General features: G+C 57.0%; 16 protein-coding genes. 11 read left to right on the forward strand and 5 right to left on the reverse strand.

Annotated features, from left to right (window positions below; genetic code table 11):
* The first annotated feature begins 5 nt into the window (after positions 1-5).
* From AQS70_RS00775 to AQS70_RS00785, 3 genes are read left to right on the forward strand one after another with little or no spacing between them, the layout of a single operon-like run.
* Positions 6-1,130 carry a GNAT family N-acetyltransferase gene (locus tag AQS70_RS00775; RefSeq protein ID WP_055101040.1) on the forward strand — a complete coding sequence of 375 codons (1,125 nt, stop codon included), beginning with the start codon at positions 6-8 and terminating at the stop codon, positions 1,128-1,130.
* Positions 1,130-2,890, forward strand: a complete 1,761-nt coding sequence (locus tag AQS70_RS00780; protein ID WP_055101041.1) for a sensor histidine kinase — start codon at positions 1,130-1,132, stop codon at positions 2,888-2,890. Before AQS70_RS00775 ends, AQS70_RS00780 begins: the two co-directional genes overlap by 1 nt.
* Positions 2,890-4,281: a sigma-54-dependent transcriptional regulator gene (locus AQS70_RS00785; RefSeq protein ID WP_055101042.1), complete on the forward strand. Its 1,392-nt coding sequence runs from the start codon at positions 2,890-2,892 to the stop codon at positions 4,279-4,281. The genes AQS70_RS00780 and AQS70_RS00785 overlap by 1 nt, the downstream gene beginning before the upstream one ends.
* Positions 4,282-4,467: 186 nt before the next feature.
* Here AQS70_RS00785 and metE read toward each other — a convergent pair whose 3' ends face one another.
* Positions 4,468-6,780, reverse strand: coding sequence for a 5-methyltetrahydropteroyltriglutamate--homocysteine S-methyltransferase (metE, locus tag AQS70_RS00790; RefSeq protein WP_055101043.1), 2,313 nt, complete (start codon positions 6,778-6,780; stop codon positions 4,468-4,470).
* A gap of 107 nt (positions 6,781-6,887) precedes the next feature.
* Between metE and metR the strand changes: the two genes are divergently transcribed.
* Entirely contained in the window at positions 6,888-7,805 is a 918-nt protein-coding gene (metR, locus tag AQS70_RS00795) for a transcriptional regulator MetR (protein WP_055101044.1), read from the forward strand.
* A gap of 23 nt (positions 7,806-7,828) precedes the next feature.
* Here metR and AQS70_RS00800 read toward each other — a convergent pair whose 3' ends face one another.
* Entirely contained in the window at positions 7,829-8,329 is a 501-nt protein-coding gene (locus AQS70_RS00800) for a GNAT family N-acetyltransferase (protein ID WP_055101045.1), read from the reverse strand.
* A 26-nt stretch (positions 8,330-8,355) separates the two neighbouring features.
* The gene (locus AQS70_RS00805) at positions 8,356-8,766 is read right to left on the reverse strand and encodes an NUDIX hydrolase (RefSeq protein WP_055101072.1); all 411 of its coding nucleotides are present in this window, start codon (positions 8,764-8,766) and stop codon (positions 8,356-8,358) included.
* 222 nt (positions 8,767-8,988) lie between these two features.
* Here AQS70_RS00805 and AQS70_RS00810 point away from each other — a divergent pair, with 222 nt between their 5' ends.
* From AQS70_RS00810 to AQS70_RS00825, 4 genes are all read left to right on the forward strand, one after another.
* Positions 8,989-10,608 (forward strand): FMN-binding glutamate synthase family protein, encoded by a 1,620-nt coding sequence (locus AQS70_RS00810; protein WP_055101046.1) that lies wholly within the window; start codon positions 8,989-8,991, stop codon positions 10,606-10,608.
* A gap of 140 nt (positions 10,609-10,748) precedes the next feature.
* Complete coding sequence (locus AQS70_RS00815; protein ID WP_055101047.1) at positions 10,749-11,864, forward strand: OpgC family protein; 1,116 nt, start codon at positions 10,749-10,751, stop codon at positions 11,862-11,864.
* A 107-nt stretch (positions 11,865-11,971) separates the two neighbouring features.
* Complete coding sequence (locus AQS70_RS00820; protein WP_055101048.1) at positions 11,972-12,547, forward strand: PadR family transcriptional regulator; 576 nt, start codon at positions 11,972-11,974, stop codon at positions 12,545-12,547.
* Positions 12,544-13,329, forward strand: coding sequence for a siderophore-interacting protein (locus AQS70_RS00825; protein ID WP_055101049.1), 786 nt, complete (start codon positions 12,544-12,546; stop codon positions 13,327-13,329). Before AQS70_RS00820 ends, AQS70_RS00825 begins: the two co-directional genes overlap by 4 nt.
* 163 nt (positions 13,330-13,492) lie before the next feature.
* On the opposite strand, the gene AQS70_RS00830 is transcribed toward AQS70_RS00825, so the two are convergent.
* Positions 13,493-14,140, reverse strand: a complete 648-nt coding sequence (locus AQS70_RS00830; protein ID WP_055101050.1) for a Pr6Pr family membrane protein — start codon at positions 14,138-14,140, stop codon at positions 13,493-13,495.
* A gap of 7 nt (positions 14,141-14,147) precedes the next feature.
* A complete protein-coding gene (locus tag AQS70_RS00835; protein ID WP_055101051.1) occupies positions 14,148-14,378 on the reverse strand; it encodes a VF530 family protein in 231 nt (76 codons plus the stop codon).
* A gap of 227 nt (positions 14,379-14,605) precedes the next feature.
* On the opposite strand from AQS70_RS00835, the gene AQS70_RS00840 reads away from it, so the two are divergent.
* From AQS70_RS00840 to AQS70_RS00850, 3 genes are all read left to right on the forward strand, one after another.
* On the forward strand, positions 14,606-16,645 hold the full coding sequence (locus AQS70_RS00840; RefSeq protein ID WP_055101052.1) for a TonB-dependent receptor: 2,040 nt from the start codon (positions 14,606-14,608) through the stop codon (positions 16,643-16,645).
* A gap of 424 nt (positions 16,646-17,069) precedes the next feature.
* Entirely contained in the window at positions 17,070-18,452 is a 1,383-nt protein-coding gene (locus AQS70_RS00845; RefSeq protein WP_055101053.1) for a carbohydrate porin, read from the forward strand.
* A gap of 89 nt (positions 18,453-18,541) precedes the next feature.
* Positions 18,542-20,956, forward strand: coding sequence for a glucose/quinate/shikimate family membrane-bound PQQ-dependent dehydrogenase (locus AQS70_RS00850; RefSeq protein ID WP_055101054.1), 2,415 nt, complete (start codon positions 18,542-18,544; stop codon positions 20,954-20,956).
* Positions 20,957-21,015 lie beyond the last annotated feature (59 nt).

Raw genomic sequence — 21,015 nt, forward strand, 5'->3', positions numbered from 1 at the left:
GCCTCATGATTACCGCCCAAGCCTTTTCATCCATTCAGGCCATCGAGCGCGACGTCCGGAATGATTGTTTTCCAGATGCTCTTGAGGATTGTGATTACATCATGGCGGTGGAAAACTCTGGTATTGAGGGCTTCGAATGGCGTTACCTGACGCTGTTTGAAGGCTCAACCCTGATTGCGGCGGCGACTGCATTTACCACCCGCTATCGGCTCGACACCACGGTTCAAGGCCTCAGTAAGCGCTTTACCGAGCAACTTAACCGCGCGCTGCCTGGGCTGATGCAGTTGCCGCTTTACGCCATCGGCTCGCCGGTCACAGAACAGTGCAACGCGGGCACTGCCAGCCATATTCCAGCCTCAGAGCGCCCAGCGCTGCTCGCTCAATTGCTGGCTTTGGCGCACCGTGACGCGGCCCAACTGGGCATCGGTTTGATCGCCGTCAAAGATGTGCCCAGCCACGACAACGACTGGTCGCAAAGCTGCCAAGCCGCAGGGTTTGAGTCGATGCCCAGCTTGCCCAGCGCCCTGCTGCCAGTGCCCTACAGCTCGGTAGAGCGTTACCTTGAGGCTCTGGGTAAATCTACTCGCAAAGACATGCGCCGCAAGCTGCGTGCGCCAGAGCCGCGTGTGGAATGGCGCAACCAGATTGACGACGTGTTGCCCGAGGTTATGCGCCTGTACGAAGCCACGCTGGGGCGCAGTGATTTGCAGTTTGAACGCTTACCCCCCGCTTATTTCACCGGTATTCTCCAGCAACTGGATAACCGGGCACGGTGCGTGTTGTATTGGATTGAAAATGAGTTGGTTGCTTTCAATCTGGTCCTGATTGACGAGCACCGTCTGATCGACAAGTTTTTTGGCCACGACCTTACACTCAGCCGAGAGTACAACTTGTATTTCAGAAGCTGGGTCGTGAATATCGACTACTGTATTCGCAACAACATAGCGCTATACGAATGCGGCCAGGCCGGCTACGCCAGCAAGATACGTCTGGGCTGTACCTTTCAAAACAACTTACTGTTCTTTCGTCATCGCAATCGGTTGATCAACGGCGTGCTCAAAATGGTCAAACTGTTTATTCGCCCTGATCGCCATGACCCTGCTCTGGCTGCCGCAATAAGCGAGTCATAATGCCCATCACGCCTGAATCATCGCGCAAACCCCAGCCCTTCAAGGTGTCGCGCTGGACGGTACAGCGCAAATTACTCTTGGCTTTTTGGCTAGTCAGCGTCGTCCCCACCATGATCGCCGCTGAACTGGCCGCCACCACCTTGTCGCAGATTTTCGACAGTAACGTTCGGGTCTGGCTGCAAGAGTCGACCAAAATCGTCAAAGACGAGATCAGCGAAATCCTTCAGGACAACGCCCGTGTCGCCAAACTGTTCTTGCAGTACACCCATCCGCCGTCCAGCCATACAACCCCCAACCCCGACTCGCTCACCGCAGATATAGCCGACGCCATAGGCATTGATGTGGTGGCGTTAATTCGCGATAGCGACCATAAAGTGGTGTTCAGCACGGCCAGCGACAACATCGTCGACCAGATCAGCCTGGCCCCCAACGCCGTCTTGCAAACCATCAACGTCGGCGGCGTACCGACCGGCACCGTGGTGTCGACCTTCACTACCTCGCAGGGCGGCGTGGACTACGAGCTATTGGTCGCGACGTACATGGACAGCAGCTTCCTGACCAGCGTGGCCGATGTGCATTCACTCGACCTGCGGCTGTACCTGTCCAACGCTGACGGTTTTGCCGAGATTTTCTCCAGTCAGCATTTTGATGACCGTACGCCCATACTCTCCCACAGCATCGAAAAGACCCTGCGTGAAACCAAGCTGCCCAGCGAGCAATTCACCAGCCGATACAGCGGCTTGTACTGGCCCATTTTTAATGACAACGGGGAGTTGCAAGGTGTGATCTACAGCGGTTTGCTGCGTCACACCAGCCTCGTCGGGCGGGTCAACCAAACCAACTTGTTCGTGCTGATCTTTTTGCTCGGTTCGCTGTTCTCACTGACCGTTGGCTGGTGGGTGTCAAAACGACTGACGCGCCCGGTACGCGCTTTGGCCGAAGGCGTACGCGCGGTCACGGCGGGCGATTACCGACAGCGAGTCGGCGTATCGGGGCACGATGAATTGGCTGAATTAAGCAGCACCTTCAACCATATGACGGCGCGACTGGGCGAGTTACAGCACCTCGAAGCTCAACTGCGTCGACGTGACCGCCTGCATGCCTTAGGTGAAGTGGCAATGGGCTTGGCCCATGAGATCCGCAACCCGCTGGGTATTATCAAAACTGCGACCCAATTACTGCATCGCAGGGCCGACCTTGGCGAAACCGACAAGCGCCATCTGCACTACGTGGTCAGTGAAGTGACGCGGATTAACGAGCTGATTACCGAGTTCCTCGACTTTGCCAAACCCAGCGCACCGGTGCGTTCACAACAGCCCGCACGGCCATTGGTCGACGATATTTTAGGTTTCTGCGAACCCGAGCTGAAAAGCCACAATGTCGAGGCCCATATTGACGATCAAGCCCCTGATGCGACCCTTTATGCAGACACTGGGCAGTTGAAACAGGCGTGCCTGAACCTGATTATCAACGCCATCGACGCGATGCCCGAAGGTGGGCACCTGACTGTGCGTATTGCTCAGGATGACAGCGGCGATACCGTATTGAGCATTAGCGACACTGGCCAAGGTATTGAACCTGACATGATCGAGCGAATTTTCACCCCATTTGTCACCACAAAAGCCTCGGGCACAGGGTTAGGTTTGCCCAAAGTATTCTCGATCATGGAAAACCATGACGGTCGTGTTGAATGCATCAGCGAAAAAGGTGCTGGCACCACCTTCAACTTGTACATCCCGGCTCATGGAGGGAATGAGTGATGAGCCATAACCTATTGGTCGTCGACGATGAACCCAAACTGTGTGACCTGCTCAGCTCGGCGCTGTCCCAGAACGACGTTCAAGTGTTTACCGCAAGCAACGGTCTGCAAGCCTTGGCCATGCTTGAGCAGGAAGACATCGACCTGGTGATCAGCGACTGGCGTATGCCGGGGATGGACGGCCCGCAGTTACTGGCCGAGGTCAAACTGCGCTACCCGCAATTACCGGTGATCGTGATGACGGCCTACAGCACGGTGAAAAACGCCGTACAGTCGATGCGCAACGGCGCCTACGACTACATAGCCAAACCCTTCGACATCGACGAACTCGATATCACCGTCAGCAAAGCCCTGCAATTTCGCGACATCCTGCGCGACAACGCGCGCATGCGCGCCGAGCTTGATGAGCATCAGCAGATAGACAGTTTGGTCGGCGATAGCCCGAGTTTTCGTCGCGTGCTGCACGCCATCGACTCCGTACGCGACAGCAATGCCACCATTTTGCTGACCGGCGAAAGCGGCACCGGCAAAGAGATGGTGGCGCGGGCCATTCATCGACACGGTAGCCGTGCTGACAAACCCTTTGTCGCGGTTAACTGTGCGGCCATTCCTGAAGGGCTACTAGAAAGCGAGATGTTTGGCCATCGCAAAGGCGCGTTTACCGGCGCACTGGCTGACCGGGTCGGGCGTTTTATGCAGGCCGATAAAGGCACGTTATTTCTCGATGAAGTGGGCGATATGCCGTTGGCCTTGCAGGCCAAAATTTTGCGAGCCCTGCAAGAGCGCGTGATTGAACCTGTTGGCGACTCCCGTGAGCGCAAAGTGGACGTGCGGGTGATTGCTGCGACCAACAAAAACTTGCTGGCGGCTGTGGCCAACAAAGAGTTTCGTGAGGACCTGTACTACCGCTTAAATGTCTTCCCAATCCCACTGCCTGCCTTGCGCGAGCGCGTGGAAGACATTGCGCCACTGGCGCGGCACTTTGCCCACAGCTTGGGAGCCACGGCGGGCAAAAGGATCACCGGATTTAGCCCGAGCGCGTTACAAGCAATGATGACGTACACCTGGCCAGGGAATATTCGTGAACTGCAAAACTGCGTCGAGCGCGCCACCATCGTCGCCAACAGCGGCACGATTGAAGACAGCGATTTACCGCCTTACCTGTTCAGCGCTCAGCCCTTACAGAACAGCGACCTGATAACCCCGTCAGTAAGCGTACCGCCTGACCTAGAAGCCGCCTTGGCCGAGGTAGAAAAGGCTTACATCTTGGCAGCCTTACAACAAGCGCAAGGGGTGCAGGCGGCGGCAGCGCAATTGATCGGTATTTCAGAAAGGAGCTTTTGGTATCGCCTGAAAAAGCTCGATATTCATGTCGATAAAATTGTCAGGTGACGCTGAGCGGTAGGCGTTGAGGATCGGTGTTCGATTGCGCGAAACCCATTGAACACCGAAAAGCCCTGCGTAGGAGCAAGCTTGCTCGCGATCTTTCAAAGATCAAAAGATCGCAGCCTTCGGCAGCTCCTACGGGGGTTTCAGCGTTTTTGCAGGCGGTGACGGCCTGCGGGTTGCGCGGGCGGGTTAAGCGGCTTTGATACGCAACTGACGCGCTGCTGCCACCATGTTGATTAACGCGGCTTCTGTTTCAGCCCAAGCGCGGGTTTTGAGGCCGCAATCGGGGTTCACCCACAAACGCTCAGCCGGGATCCGTTTGGCTGCTTTATTCAGCAATTTCACCATCTGTGCGGTGTCCGGTACCCGTGGTGAGTGAATGTCGTACACGCCCGGACCAATGTCATTGGGGTAATCGAACGCTTTAAACGCCTCCAGCAGTTCCATGTCCGAACGCGAGGTTTCGATGGTGATAACGTCAGCGTCCATCTCGGCAATCGACTTGATCACATCATTGAACTCGCTGTAGCACATGTGGGTGTGGATCTGAGTTTCATCCCTCACGCCAGAAGCGCACAGACGGAACGCTTCTACCGCCCAGTCCAGGTATTCCTGCCAGTGCGCACGGCGCAGCGGCAAGCCCTCACGAAACGCCGCTTCGTCAATTTGTACGATCTTGATGCCCGCGCTTTCCAAGTCGACGACTTCATCACGGATGGCCAGCGCCAGTTGCTGCGCCTGCACTTTGCGCGAGACGTCTTCGCGGGGGAATGACCACATCAGCATGGTCACCGGACCGGTCAACATGCCCTTCATGATTTTCTCGGTCAGGCCCTGCGCGTATTTAATCCACTCAACCGTCATGGCGGCTGGGCGGCTCAAGTCACCGAAGATAATCGCCGGTTTGACGCAGCGCGAACCGTAGCTCTGTACCCAGCCGTATTGGGTGAAGACGTAGCCGTCCAACTGCTCGGCAAAGTACTCAACCATGTCATTACGCTCAGCTTCACCGTGTACCAGCACGTCCAGCCCCAGACGTTCCTGTACCTCTACCGCGTTACGGATCTCGCTGTGCATCGCGTCGGTGTAGTCGCTGGCCGACAATTTGCCCTGTTTGTACGACTGACGCGCCAGACGGATCGACGCGGTCTGCGGGAAAGAGCCAATGGTGGTGGTCGGGAACGCGGGCAAGTTCAAACGCTCACGTTGGCGTTCAATACGGGTTGCGAACGGTGATTGACGCTGGCTGTCAGCCTCGCTAATCGCTTCAATACGGGCCTGAACCGCAGCCTTGTGGATACGTGGCGAGTTGGCGCGACTGGCTTGAATCTCGCGGCTTTCGGCGAATGCTTGCTGCACCTTGGCGGCGTCTGGGATGTTCAGCGCATCGCGTAATACGGTAATTTCGCCACACTTTTGCTTGGCAAACGCCAACCAGCTTTTCAGCTCGGTATCCAATTTGGTTTCACGGTCCAGATCAACCGGGGTATGCAGCAACGAGCAAGACCCCGCTACCCACAGGTTGTCTGCAAAGCGCTCTTGAGCCGCTTGCAGTTGCGCCAGCGCATTTTCGAGATCGCAGCGCCACACATTACGGCCGTTTACCAAACCCAGAGAGAGCACTTTGTAGGTCGGCAGGCGGTCTAGAATTGCTTGCAGTTGGTCGGGAGCGCGCACTAAGTCCACGTGCAAACCATCAACCGGCAGGCTGACCGCCAGCCCCAGATTGTCTTCCAAGCCACTGAAGTAAGTAGCGATCAGCTTCTTTAGCGGCGAGTACTGAAGAATGTGATAAGCGCGTTCGAATGCATTTTTCCACGCTGGCGGCAGGTCCAGCGACAGGATCGGTTCGTCGATTTGCACCCACTCCACACCCTGCTCAGCCAGTCGTGAAAGGATTTGGGCATAAACCGGCAGCAGGTTTTCCAGCAGGTCGAGCTTGTCGAATGCCTGGCCTTTGGCTTTGCCCAGCCACAAGTAGGTCAGCGGGCCGATAATCACAGGCTTGACCTTGTGGCCCAGCGCCAGCGCCTCAGCGGTCTCTTCGAACAGTTGGTGCCAGCTCAGTTCAAAACGCTGATCAAGGCTGAATTCCGGGACCAGATAATGGTAATTGGTGTCGAACCACTTGGTCAGTTCTTGAGCATGCTGAGCCTGGCTGTGCTCACCCCCGCAGCAATGGGTCGTAGCGCCGCGGGCCATGCCGAACAGGGTGTTCAGGGTTGGTCGGCCTTGGCCATCAAGAGTGCTGGCAAAACGCTCAGGCACAACACCCAAGGTCAGGGAGTGAGTCAACACTTGGTCGTACCACGCGAAGTCGCCGACGGGGAGCAAATCGAGGCCCGCCTCTTTTTGCAGTTGCCAATGTTTGGCCCGCAACTCACGACCTGTCGCGTGCAACGCGGTCTGGTCGCTATCGCCTTTCCAATACGCTTCAAGTGCTTTTTTTAGCTCGCGGTCCGCACCGATGCGTGGGAAACCAAGATTGTGGGCCAGGGCCATAACGACATTCCTTCGTGTAAGTAATGGCAACATTATCGACAGCCACGACAACATGAGACAAACTCAACGTTTTCGTGTTGATCACAAATTTTATTCATGGAGCCATCGTGCTGGAAATTCGTCACCTCAAAACCCTGCATGCCTTGCGCGAGTCCGACAGCTTGGTCGAAGCGGCCGAGCGTTTGCACCTGACTCAATCGGCGTTGTCACACCAGTTCAAAGAGTTGGAAGAGCGCATGGGCATGCCGCTCTTCGTGCGTAAAACCAAGCCGGTGCGTTTCACCAGCGGGGGGTTGCGCCTGCTACAACTGGCTGACGCGACGCTGCCTTTACTGCGCGCTGCCGAGCGCGACATCGCGCGCTTGGTGGGCGGCACCGCAGGGCGCTTACACATGGCGATTGAATGCCACAGTTGTTTCCAGTGGCTGATGCCCACCATTGACCAGTTTCGCGATGCGTGGCCCGAAGTTGAGCTCGACTTAGCGTCGGGCTTCGCGTTCGCGCCCTTACCTGCGTTGGCGCGGGGTGATCTGGACTTAGTCGTAACCTCCGACCCGCAAGAAATTGCCGGTCTGACCTACGTACCGCTGTTTACCTACGAAGCCATGTTGGCCGTGGCCAAACAACATCCGTTAGCCTCTAAGCCGTTTATCGTGCCGGAAGACTTGAGCACGGAAGTGTTGATTACCTACCCGGTAGAACGCGACCGACTCGACATCTTCACCCGCTTTCTAGAGCCTGCCGACGTCGAACCCGCGCAAGTGCGCACCTCGGAGTTGACGGTGATGATGATGCAACTGGTGGCCAGTGGCCGAGGTGTGTGCGGAATGCCGCATTGGGCGCTGCATGAGTACAGCTCACGCGGATACGTGCAGGCCAAGCGTCTGGGAGAGAAAGGCTTGTTCGCCACCCTGTATGCCGCAGTGCGTACCGACATGTTGGACGCGCCTTACATGCGCGACTTCTTGCTGACCGCAAAAGATACGTCGTTCTCGACGCTGGACGGGGTTAGCGCGGTTAGATAACGCGCACGTTTGTGTGGCCGCTGTTAAGTGACCAAACGCCGCATATGCACCCGGTCGAAATACGCTTCGCCCACCCGAATCGCGCTGTCTTCAAGACCCGACTGTTCAAACCCGCAGCGCTTGTATAACGCCAGCGCTGCGCGGCTATTCGCACTGACGGTCAACTCAATCACCTTGATAACAGGCTCTTGCTCAGCCAAAGACACGACTGCCTGAACCAATTGCTCACCCAACCTTCGCCCGCGAAAGGCTTGAGACACGTACAGGCCAAACAAGGTGGCTTTGTGCTGGGCATCCTCCCACGGTTCAAACGCCAGCCCAATAAGCCCCGCCAACTGCGAATCGACAAAGGCACCGAACACGGTGCATAACTCGTCATCAAGCTGCCCTTCCCACCAGCTCAGCGGTAATTTCTCACGGTTAACGATGCTGGAAACAAAGGCTTCCGGGTGCAGCGAATACGCCTCCAGCATCAACTGGCGATAAGCCTTAGCGTGGAAAGGTTCAAGCAGTTCTATAGCCATTACAGGGTCCAAATCATACGACGAGGTCAAACGGTAACCAGCGATTGGCGATAAAACGGCAGGATCAGATCACGTGTCAAGGGCGCTAAAACTAGATCGCCGTCACCTGCGGGATCAATCCAGCGCACTTCTTCAATCTCGGCAGCCGGGTTGACCGGCTCGTCGACAGTCACCTGATACAACTCGGCTTCTACAACCCATCCCGGCTCGTTGACCGCAGGCGCCGAGAAGTGACCAAGGTACACGGCGTCAGACGGTTCAATCTCCAACCCGAGTTCTTCATGAAGCTCACGGGCCAACGCCTCGACGGGCTGCTCGCCTGCATCAATCTTGCCGCCCGGCTGCATGAACGCCTGTGTGCCGCGCTTGCGCACGAGCAGCGTTTGGCCGTCTGGCCCGAGTAATAAAGCAGCGGCGATACGAATGTTATTGGGCATAAATAAGTTGGCCTTGGACACAAAGGCGGCAAGGATCACATGACTTGCAGCTCATCACAAACACTGTGGCGCGGGTAGATAGTTGGAGTCTTTGGTCACGCCTTATGAGAAGCCCTAACTCATAACTCAAGGTTGGCACCAGAGCCCTTAGTCCTTGTCCGGGCTTTGCCGACAAGCGCAGAATGCCCTACCGACCTGAGCGTCAAATTCAAGGAAAACCGTATGAGCCTGTCCTTACTAAGCCGTTACGCCTTCTTTGCCATCTGCGTCATTTTCACTCTCGCCAGCCTCCCTTTTCTACATCACGAGTGGTTGTGGCCCTTCACTGCTGTGACGTTAGTTCTAAGCCTGCTGGGTATTTTCGACTTGCTGCAAAGCCCGCACGCGGTACGGCGTAACTACCCGATTCTGGGCAATATTCGTTATTTGGTTGAGGCCATTCGCCCGGAAATCCGCCAGTACTTGTTGGAGTCCGACAGTGACGCGCTGCCCTTTTCACGCGCGCAACGCTCGCTGGTGTATTCACGGGCCAAGAATGAAACAGCCGACAAACCGTTTGGCACGCTGATTGATGTGTACCAACCTGGCTTTGAGTTCATTGGCCACTCCATGCGCCCGGCGCCGCTGACAGCCCCCAACAGTTTTCGTATCACCATTGGCGGCCCGCAATGCACGCAGCCGTACTCCGCCTCCATTTTTAATATCTCGGCCATGAGTTTTGGATCGCTGAGCGCCAATGCGATTCGCGCCCTTAATCAGGGCGCTAAGCTCGGTAACTTTGCCCATGACACGGGTGAAGGCAGCATCAGTGCATATCACCGCGAGAACGGCGGCGATCTGACGTGGGAATTGGGCAGCGGCTACTTTGGCTGTCGCACCTCCGATGGCCGTTTCGACCCAGAGCGTTTTGCTGCCCAGGCGCGTACACCACAAGTCCGAATGATCGAAATCAAAATGAGCCAAGGTGCCAAGCCGGGTCATGGCGGGATTTTGCCCAAGCATAAAGTCACCCCGGAAATTGCCGAAACCCGTGGCGTGCCGTTGGGCGAAGACTGCGTTTCACCGTCACGCCACAGTGCCTTCTCAACGCCCATCGAACTGATGCACTTCATCGCGCAGCTGCGTGAGTTATCCGGTGGCAAACCGGTTGGCTTCAAGTTCTGTCTGGGCCACCCTTGGGAGTTCATGGGGATCTGCAAAGCCATGCTTGAAACCGGCATCCTCCCCGACTTCATCGTGATTGACGGCAAGGAAGGCGGCACCGGCGCAGCACCTGTTGAGTTCACCGATCACATCGGCGTGCCGATGCGCGAAGGCTTGTTGTTTGTCCACAACACCTTGGTGGGCCTGAATTTGCGGGACAAAATCAAGCTCGGCGCCAGCGGCAAGATCGTCAGTGCTTTTGACATTGCCAGCGTGCTAGCTATCGGCGCGGACTGGGCAAACTCCGCCCGCGGCTTTATGTTTGCCATCGGCTGTATTCAGTCGCAGAGCTGCCACACCAACAAGTGCCCGACCGGTGTCGCGACCCAAGACCCATTGCGCCAGCGCGCTTTGGTAGTGCCTGACAAAGCTCAGCGAGTGTTCCAATTCCATCGCAATACGCTTAAGGCGCTGGCCGAAATGCTAGCCGCGGCAGGTCTGGAACATCCGGCAGAACTCACGGCCAAGCACTTGGTTCGGCGCATGTCAGCGACTGAAATCAAGCTGTTCTCGCAGTTGCACGTATTCCTCAAGCCCGGTGAGCTGCTCACAGGTGAGGTCAATGGCGAGTTCTATTCGCGCATGTGGCAAATGGCCCGTGCCGACAGCTTTGAACCCAATGAGATCAAAGCGGCGTAACAAATAGAGACATTCGGCACTACCCGATCTTTGCAATTGCCCCTCAATACCCTCACCCTGCGGGCCGTCGATAGATGGCCCGCACGTTTAGACTGCGCCCACTAACATTCATTAAACCTCTGTGTTGAGTACTTGTTGTCATGCTTAACGGTCGCGATCTGCGCGTCGACTTCTTTCGAGGTCTGGCGTTGATCTTTATTTTCTGGGACCACATCCCGCACAACCCGCTAGCAGCACTGACCGTGCGTAATTTCGGTTTCAGTGATGCAGCCGAAATTTTTGTATTTTTGGCCGGTTATGCCGCCGTGCTGGCCTACGGCAAGATCGCCCGGCGCGATGGTTTTATGATCGCCAGCATCAAAATCTGGCGCCGTGCCTGGGTGCTGTATGTCGTGCATATCTTTTTGCTCGCCGTGCTGATGGGCATTGTGTTCTACGCCAACAGTCACGTTGAAACCCGAGATCTGGTGCAAGACATGGGTTTGCAATACTTCTTGAGCAACCCGCAACAAGCACTGACTGACGAGTTATTGCTGCGCTTCAAACCCAACCTGATGGACCCGCTGCCGCTCTACATCGTGTTGCTGATGGGTTTACCGCTGGTGCTGCCGATGCTGCTGCGCAAAGCGCGCTACGTGGTGGCTGTGTCACTGGCGCTGTATTTAATGGCGCCGTACTGGAATCTGGCGTCGCAAGAAGGCGGCGTCTGGTTTTTCAACCCGGTGGCTTGGCAGTTCCTGTTTATCCTCGGCGGCGCACTGGCGCTGCACAGCCAAGCTAACCCGGCTATCAACCCTCGGCCTCTAAACCGTCAACCGTTGTTCTTGGGTGCTGTGGTGTATCTGTTAGTGACCGGCCTAGTGGCGGTGTCTTGGAAATGGCCGCCACTGCACGATGCCCTTATCCCGCAAGCGCTGGGTGAGCAGATATACCCGATCAGCAAGACCAACCTGTCGCCGCTGCGCTTGCTGCACTTTTTGGCCCTGGTGTACGTGGTTGCCAAACTCGTTCCACACAGCCAGTGGCTAAACCAGTGGGTTGCCCAGCAGTTGTGCCGAATGGGCCGTTACTCGCTGGAGGTGTTTTGCTTGGGTGTCATTCTTGCCCCGCTGGCAGACATGCTCAACGCATTGGGGGACGATGCGTGGCCAGTCCAAGTGTTCAGTGCGGTGTCAGGCGTAGGCGTCATGGCGCTGCTGGCCCTATGGTTGGACTGGAACAAACGATTGGGGCTACCGCCTTCAGCCATGAAGTAGCACGATCAGTCCTTTGAAGATGAGAACCATTACCGTTCGTCAATTCTATTTGCGCGTTCTTAAGATATATCTTAAGTTACTTCGCACAAACACAGAGGACGAAGACAATGAGAGAGCATCACCATCCCCCCCGTGACCACAGTGTGGGTCAAGACGGCTTTGAGAAACGTGCCGGGCAACGCGGCGGGCGCGGCCCACGCGTATTTGCCCCCGGCGATCTGAAATTACTGCTGCTGGCCCTGATTGCCGAGCAGCCTTGCCACGGCTATGACCTGATCCGCCAGATTGAAGGCATGTTCGATGGCGCTTACAGCCCGAGCCCAGGCGTGATCTACCCGACCCTGACTTTTCTTGAAGAAAGCGAGCTGATTGAAGGCGACGCCGCGGGCGGTAAAAAACGCTACAACGTGACTGAAGTCGGTCGCCAGTCATTGCTTGATCAAGCCATCGCCCTGGACGGCGTGCGGATGCGTATTGATGTCAGCAAGCGCTCGTTGCGCGGCCATGATCGCCCTGCCGAAATTCACGAGGCCGTGCACAACTTGCGCCACGCCTTGCAAATGCACCACGGACGCTGGAACCCGACTGAGATTGCTCGGGTACGGGACCTGCTCAATAACACCGCCAAAGCCATCGTCGATGGACCTGTCACTGCCCAGTCTGCGCAGGAGAACGCTGAATGAATACTGCTAACCCGCTTACCATTCATCGCGTCATGCATGAAATAAAACGTCGAAAACTGCAGGTACTGCGCGTGGTCGATTTGACCCCGCGCATGCGCCGCATCACGGTTGGGGGGCCTGAGTTGGCCGGTTTTATCAGCCTAGGCAGCGACGATCACGTAAAGCTGTTTTTCCCGCAGACCGCTGAGCAACACACCGCGCTGAATAATCTGGAGCTGAGCGCGGGCGTCAAAAACAAAGTCATGCCGCCCATGCGCGACTACACCCCGCGCCGCTATGACCTGAGCACCCACGAGCTGGATCTGGATTTTGTATTACACGGCGACGGCCCTGCCTCTACGTGGGCTGCACAGGTGCAACCGGGTCAGCACCTGCACATCGGCGGCCCACGCGGCTCGATGATCGTGCCGGACATTTTTGACAGCTATCTGTTGATCGGCGACGAAACCGCCTTACCAGCGATTGCCCGCCGCCTAGAAGAACTGCCAGCCAATCGCCGCGCGTTGGTGGTGATTGAAGTTGAAAACGAGCAGGAACAACAGCCGCTGAAAAGCGCAGCGTCGATTGAAGTCATTTGGGTACACCGCGATGCGCCAGCAGGCAATTTGCTGAGTACCGTTGAAGGGCTGAACATCCCAAGCGGCGAGCTGTATACATGGGTCGCCACCGAAAGCGCGCTGTCACGCAAAGTGCGCCGCGTCTTGCTCGACACCCACGGCTTGAATGAAGAGTTCGTTAAAGCCGTGGGCTACTGGCGCTTGGATGACAGCGCAGAAGAGTAAGGCCCCTACACGCCCTAAAACGCGTAGGAACTGCCGCAGGCTGCGATCTTTTGATTGTTAAAGATCGCAGCCTGCGGCAGCTCCTACAGACAACCCACAAAAAGCGGGTTGCGCGGCTTTTGATCTGGCTTTTAAGCGCCCCCTTAAACCGCGCAGGCCAAAGTTAGCCGCGACGCAGGTTGGCTCCACGCCAGCGGTCAATCCCCACCAGCACTAGCGCCACCGCGATAAACCCCGCCAAAACCCCTAAAGCATTCACAAACGTCTGCGCGTACCCGAGCTTGTTCACGTCAATAAACGGATAGGCGTACATGCCCAGTAGATGCCCACGCAACAAGAAGTAGGCGAAATACACAATCGGGTAAAGCGCCCATAGCCCAACGTGGCTTAGGCGCAACGTACCTTTGGGCACGTATAACCACCAATACAACGTGAACAACACGGGCATGACATCGTGCAGCAGTTCATTGGACAACCATCGCAGCCCCTGTGGTTGCCACAAGTTACGCAACAACAGGCTGTAAGCCACCCCCACCACGATGATGCTCACCGTAATACCGCTCGTGACCCACGGCTGTAGGAAAAAACGCCTGCCTGTTGAGTCGTGCCTTTTGGCGGCATAGGTGAGTACGGTGGCGGCCAAGGTATTGGTCAGCACGGTAAAAAAGCTGAAGTAATTCACCAACCCGCCCAACAGGCTCGCGCCCGATGTCCAGCGGGCGATCAGCACCATGTCCAACTGAATGACCAGCCCGCTCCAGCCGAGTAGGGCCATCAACGCGAACAGACGGTGTTTGTGCACTGCACTCATAGGCGGATCAAATCTCGCGCTTGGTGCGGGCGTATTTTACGTAAAGCTTTTCGACTTTCTCCCGCGCCCATGGTGTTTTACGCAAAAACGTGAGGCTCGACTTGATGCTCGGATCGCTTTTGAAACAACGAATATCAATGCGTTCGGCCAAGCCTTCCCATTCGTAATGCGCCACCAGCGCGATAAGAATCTGTTCCAGCGTTACGCCGTGCAAAGGGTTGTTGTTGGGTTCAGTCATGCCGAGCCTTTAAGCAGAAGTAGGAAAGCCGCGTACCTTAGGGGCTGTCCCCAATTCATTGCAAGCCACGTCGCGCGGTCAGGGAGCCGGTACTGTGTAGGTGAGGCAAAACGGCTATCGAAAAAGTTCCGCTTGGCGCGATTAAAAGAGATGTTATATTGTAACAACCCAAGTCATTATCTAGAGCGCTTAGCGCCACGCTTTCATCCCTCTGCCAAGGAACCGCAATGTCCTCCCCTGCTCTGCCACGCCAACTGCGAAGCTTGCGTTTGACCCCGCTCGCCACGGCCCTGCTTATCGCTTCACCGGTCTACGCTCTGGAACTGCAACCGCAGGTCATCACCGGCAACCCGCTAGGCAACAGCCAGTTGGCATCGCCTACGACCGTTTTAGAAGGCGACAACTTGACCTTTCAGCAACAAGGTAGCTTGGGTGAAACCCTGAACAAGCAGCCGGGTGTGTCCTCGTCTTACTTTGGCCCAGGCGCCAGTCGCCCGATTATTCGTGGCCTAGACGGCGACCGGATTCGTATTTTGCGCAACGGCGTGGGCGCGTTAGACGCCTCTTCACTGTCTTACGACCACGCGGTGCCACTGGACCCAGTCAACGTTGAGCGGGTCGAAATCGTACGCGGCCCGGCAGCCCTGCTGTACGGCGGCAATGCCATCGGCGGCGTGGTCAATACGTTTGATAACCGCATCCCGACTGAAGCCATCAATGGCATTCAAGGTGCAGGTGAGTTGCGCTATGGCGGTGCGGATACCACGCGCAGCAGCGCAGGCAAACTGGAAGCCGGTGACGGCACGTTCGCCTTGCACCTAGACGCCAACGCCCGCGAATTCAACGACCTGAAAATCCCCGGTTACGCGCGCAACCGCCATGCGCCTGAGGGCGAAGACGACGGCGATCAAAAGAAAGGTCGCTTGCGTAACAGTAATGGCCGTCAAGATGGCGGCGCAGTGGGCGGCTCTTATACCTGGGACGATGGCTACGCGGGTATCTCCTACAGTAATTACGACGCTAACTACGGCTCACCCGCCGAAGAAGACGTACGCATCCGCATGAAACAGGATCACTACGCTTTCGCCTCAGAACTACGCAACCTGCAAGGGCCGTTCAGCTCCCTCAAGCTGAACGCCGGTTACACCGACTACGAACACCGCGAAATCGAAGACGGCGAAGTCGGCACAATCTTCAAAAATAAAGGCTACGAAGCACGCGTTGAAGCCCGTCATGTGCCGATTGGCCCGCTGAACGGCGTTATTGGCGCTCAGGTGAACCGCAATGAGTTCTCGGCCTTGGGCGAAGAAGCCTTTGTGCCGCAGACCGACACCACCAGCGGCGCGCTGTTTGTACTTGAGGAGTTGCAAGCCACTGACCGCCTCACACTCAGCCTAGGCGGGCGCTTGGAACATACCGTGGTCGACCCAGATGCCAAGGGTAATGATCGCTTCGCCGTGGCCGACAGCGCCAAGCGGTTCACTGCGGGCAGTTTGTCTTCTGGCGCAGTCTTTACCCTGACGCCGATCTGGTCGTTGGCCGCAACGCTGGGCTACACCGAACGCGCACCGACCTTTTACGAGCTGTATGCCAATGGCGCGCACGTCGCCACCGGCACATATGAGCTGGGCAACCCTAATCTGTCCAAAGAAAAAGCCGTCTCCAGCGACTTGGCATTGCGCTTTGACAATGGCCCCCACAACGGCAGCGTCGGCGTGTTCTACAGCCATTTCTCCAACTACATCGGCTTGCTCGGCACCGGCCGCACCTTGAATGACGAGGGCGAGCCAGACGCAGATGGCATCCCGGAGTACAGCTACTCCGGCGTCCGCGCACGTTTCACTGGGTTTGAAGCCAAGGATCACTGGAAACTCGGCGAAGGGGCTTACGGCAAGTTCGCACTTGAGCTGTCAGGCGATTACACCCGCGCCACCAACCTCGACACCGGCGAAGCGCTGCCACGGATTGCGCCATTACGCCTGAGCAGCGGTTTGCTGTGGGAACTTGATCGTTGGCAAGCACGGGTTGATGTTGAACACGCCAGCAACCAAGGGCGTGTGCCGGACAACGAGTCGGGCACTGAGGGTTACACCACGCTGGGCGCCAGCGCCGGTTACACCTTTAATGTGGGTGGCAGCCAATGGCTGGCCTTTGTTAAGGGCGACAACCTGACCAACCAAACCGTGCGTTATGCCAGCTCGATCCTGCGCGATATCGCCCCAGCGCCGGGTCGCGGGGTTGAGGTCGGCTTGCGTACCACGTTCTAACCCACACCCTACTCACTGCGCATAATGATCTGCGCCCAAAATGTTGGACATTCGTCCACTTTTAGGGCACAGATCACAACCGCGTAGGAGCTGCCGAGGCACGAAGGCTGCGATCTTTTGATCTTTAAAAGCTCGCAGCCTGCGGCAGTTCCTACAGTTTTTTACCCCCCCGCATTTACCCTCAAACAGCGTCGAACGTGTGGCAAAAGGCCCCTGAGACGAACCGTCGCAGCGCACTGTTACAGATTCCGAAAAGATCCATGTCGATTAAAGTGCTGTTTCTAAACGTTTCAGCGCTTTATCATTTCCGCATTAAGAGCTGAAACGCTTCACCCAGCCCTTTGATTTCTAAGGTGTGAGTCCTGCCTGCAAAGACAGCGCTACCCCTATCACTGCCCTTCCAAAAAGACCTTCATCTCGACCTATGTCCACATTTCTGACTTTGCGCAAAGACCGCGCGCTATTACCCATGGCCGGGCGAAAAGCCCTGACCTTGATTGGTGGTATTTCTGCCTTGGGTTTTGCCAGTGCCATACAAGCCGCTCCGGCTTTCGACAGCGACTCAAAATGGATGCTCGGCGATTGGGGCGGTAACCGTACCGAACTTGAGAAGCAAGGCTATAGCTTCTCGCTCGACTACGTGGGCGAAGTTGGATCGAACCTGCACGGTGGCTACGACCACGACCGCACCGCACGTTACAGCGATCAGTTCGGTTTGGGCACACATCTGGATTTGCAGAAAATTCTGGGCTGGAACGACGCGCAATTCCAATTGACGATTACCCAGCGCAGTGGCAACAACATCAGCAACGACCGGATCAACGATCCACGGGTGGGTGGCTTCACCTCGGCGCAAGAAGTGTGGGGCCGCGGCCAGACCACGCGCCTGACTCAGATGTGGTATCAGCAGGCATTCTTCGACCAGAAGCTCGACATCAAGGCCGGACGTTTTGGTCAGGGCGAAGACTTCAACAGCTTCCCGTGTGACTTCCAAAATTTGGCGTTCTGCGGCTCGCAGGTGGGTAACTGGGCGGGCAGCATTTGGTACAACTGGCCGGTTAGCCAATGGGCGCTGCGGGTCAAATACCACCTCACGCCACAGCTGTATGCACAGGTCGGTGCCTATGAGCAGAACCCGTCCAACCTGGATCGCGGGAATGGCTTCAAGCTCAGCGGCAGTGGCACACAAGGCACCGTGTTGCCCGTCGAGTTGGTGTGGACACCGACCCTCAATGGCCTGCCTGGCGAATACCGCGCGGGCTACTACTACAGCAGCGCTAAAGCCACGGACGTATACAAAGGCTCCAGCGGCCAGCCTGCCGTCTTAAGCGGCGAAGCGTATCGCAGCAGCTCCAGCAAACACGGTGCATGGCTCGGTATCCAGCAGCAGCTCACCACCCGCGCCAGCGATCAGTCCCGCGGGCTGAACGTGTTTGCCAACGCGACCGTGCATGACAAAAAAACCAACGCCATCGACAACTATGTCCAAGCAGGCGTTGTGTACAAAGGGCCGTTTGATGCACGCCCTAAAGACGACATCGGCTTTGCCATGGCTCGGGTTCACGTCAACCCGGCCTACCGCAAAAACGCCGAGGCGACCAACCAGGTTCACGCCATTGTCGACTACAACGACGCGGACTACCTGCCGCCTCAGCACACCGAGTACAGCGCCGAGTTGTATTACGGCGTGCATGTCACGAACTGGCTGACAGTGCGACCTAACCTGCAATACATCCGCCATCCGGGAGGCGTTTACAACGTCGATAACGCCCTGATTGGCGGCCTGAAAATTCAAAGTTCGTTCTGACGAGCGAGCGACAAGCGTTGAGCGACAAGCTGAGACAGACACACTTAAAACTTGCCGCTAATTTTTTATTCCCAACGGAGAATCACACTATGAGCACTGAGGGTGCTTTGAGTCGAAGCCGCGTGTTACCGACATTGCTCGGTATCGTGCTGCTGTTAATGGGCCTGGCCATGTTGGTCGGGGGTATTAAGTTGGTCACACTCGGCGGTTCGAGCTATTACCTGCTGGCCGGTATCGGCTTCGGGTTATCCGGTGCGCTGCTGATCGCTGGGCGCCGTGCTGCGCTGGCCCTCTATGCGCTGGTGCTGTTCGCCAGCACCGTCTGGGCACTGGTAGAAGTCGGTCTGGACTGGTGGCAATTAGTGCCTCGTTTGGCCCTGTGGTTCGCCATCGGCCTTGTGTTGCTACTGCCTTGGTTTCGTCGCCCGCTGTTGCGCGCTCAATCCGCCCCTATCGCGACCGGCGCACTGAGCGTGGCCGTGGTGGTGGCGGGTGCTGCAGCGCTGGCTAGCCAGTTCACACACCCCGGCGATATTCAGGGCGAGCTGGGTCGCGACGCTGTGCCTGGCATGGCCAACACGGCACCCGACATGCCTGAAGGTGACTGGCAGTCCTATGGCCGCAGCGGTTTTGGCGATCGTTACTCGCCACTGAAACAAATCACCGCGCAAAACGCCCATCAGTTGGTTCCAGCGTGGACCATACGGACCGGCGACATGCCAGGCCCTAATGATCCGGGGGAAACCACCGCTGAAAACACCCCGTTGAAAGTCAACGGCATGCTCTACGTGTGCACGCCACACAGCCAAGTGATCGCCCTTGACCCGGACAGCGGCAAAGAAATCTGGCGCTACGACCCTAAGATCAGCACGCAAAACGCTGAAAACTTCAAAGGCTGGGCGCATATGACGTGCCGCGGCGTGAGCTATCACGACGAAAATGCCTACGCCAAAGCGGATACCGAACAGAGCCCAGTCGCGCCTGCTGCTACGTCCAGCAACGCATGCCCACGTCGCTTGTTCTTGCCAACCGCTGACACCCGCTTGATCGCCCTGAATGCCGACACCGGTAAAGTCTGCGAAGACTTCGGCGACCACGGCTCGGTAGACCTGCGTCACAACATCGGCAGCTTTGCACCGGGCGGCTACTACTCCACATCGCCACCTGCCGTGACCAAAGACTTGGTGGTGATTGGCGGTCACGTGACAGACAACGTGTCCACTGACGAACCATCCGGCGTGATCCGTGCGTACGACGTGCGTACCGGCAAACTGGTGTGGAACTGGGACAGCGGCAACCCTGAAGACACGACCCCGATTGCCGAGGGCCAACACTACACGCGCAACTCGCCCAACATGTGGTCGATGTTCGCCGTTGATGAAAACCTCGGCATGCTTTACCTGCCGATGGGCAACCAAATGCCTGACCAATATGGCGGCGACCGCACCGAAGACTCCGAGCGTTACAGCGCAGGCGTGACGGCTCTGGACATCAACACTGGTAAAGTTCGTTGGTATCGTCAGTTCACTCACCATGACCTGTGGGACATGGACGTGGGCGGTCAACCGACCCTGATGGACCTGAAAACCGCGGATGGCGTCAAACCAGCCCTGCTGGCGTCGACCAAGCAAGGCAGCATCTACGTGGTTGATCGTCGCAATGGCGAAGATATCGTCCCGATCCGCGAGATCCCGGCACCGGGCGGCGCCGTTGCAGGCGACCACACCTCGCCAACCCAGCCGCGCTCGGACCTGAACATGATCCCGCCAGAACTGACTGAGCGTGACATGTGGGGCGTAACCCCGTTTGACCAAATGCTGTGCCGGATCAACTTCAAATCCCTGCGTTACGACGGCATGTACACCCCGCCATCGCTGCAAGGTTCGATTGTTTATCCGGGCAACTTTGGCGTGTTTGACTGGGGCGGCATCTCGGTCGACCCAGTCCGTCAAATCGCCTTCCTGAACCCGAGCTACATGGCGTTCACCTCCAAGCTGGTGCCTCAGGCTGATGTTGCAGCCATGGGCCCACGCAAAGGCGAAACCTCAGGTGTACAACCGAACAAAGGCGCACCTTACGGCGTCATCCTAGAGCCATTGCTGTCGCCAGTCGGCTTACCTTGCCAAGCGCCATCGTGGGGCTATGTAGCGGCGGTTGACCTGACCAACAACAACGTCATCTGGAAGCACAAAAACGGCACCGTGCGTGACAGCTCGCCGGTACCGATCCCGCTGCCGATGGGCGTTCCAAGCTTGGGCGGGACCGTGACCACCGCAGGCGGCGTGGCCTTCCTGAGCGGCACCCTGGACCAATACCTGCGTGCTTACGACGTGAACAACGGCAAAGTCCTGTGGGAAGGTCGCCTGCCAGCAGGCGGCCAAACCACCCCAATGACCTACGCAGGCAAAGACGGCACCCAATACGTGGTCGTCATGGCTGGCGGTCATGGGGGCTTAGGCACCCAAAAAGGTGACTACATCATGGCGTTCAAACTGGCTAAGTAAGCTGTACAGCCAAGTGTGAGAAAGGCGGCTATCGAGAGATAACCGCCTTTTTTGTGGCT

Source organism: Pseudomonas endophytica, from assembly GCF_001411475.1.
Taxonomy (GTDB): domain Bacteria; phylum Pseudomonadota; class Gammaproteobacteria; order Pseudomonadales; family Pseudomonadaceae; genus Aquipseudomonas; species Aquipseudomonas endophytica.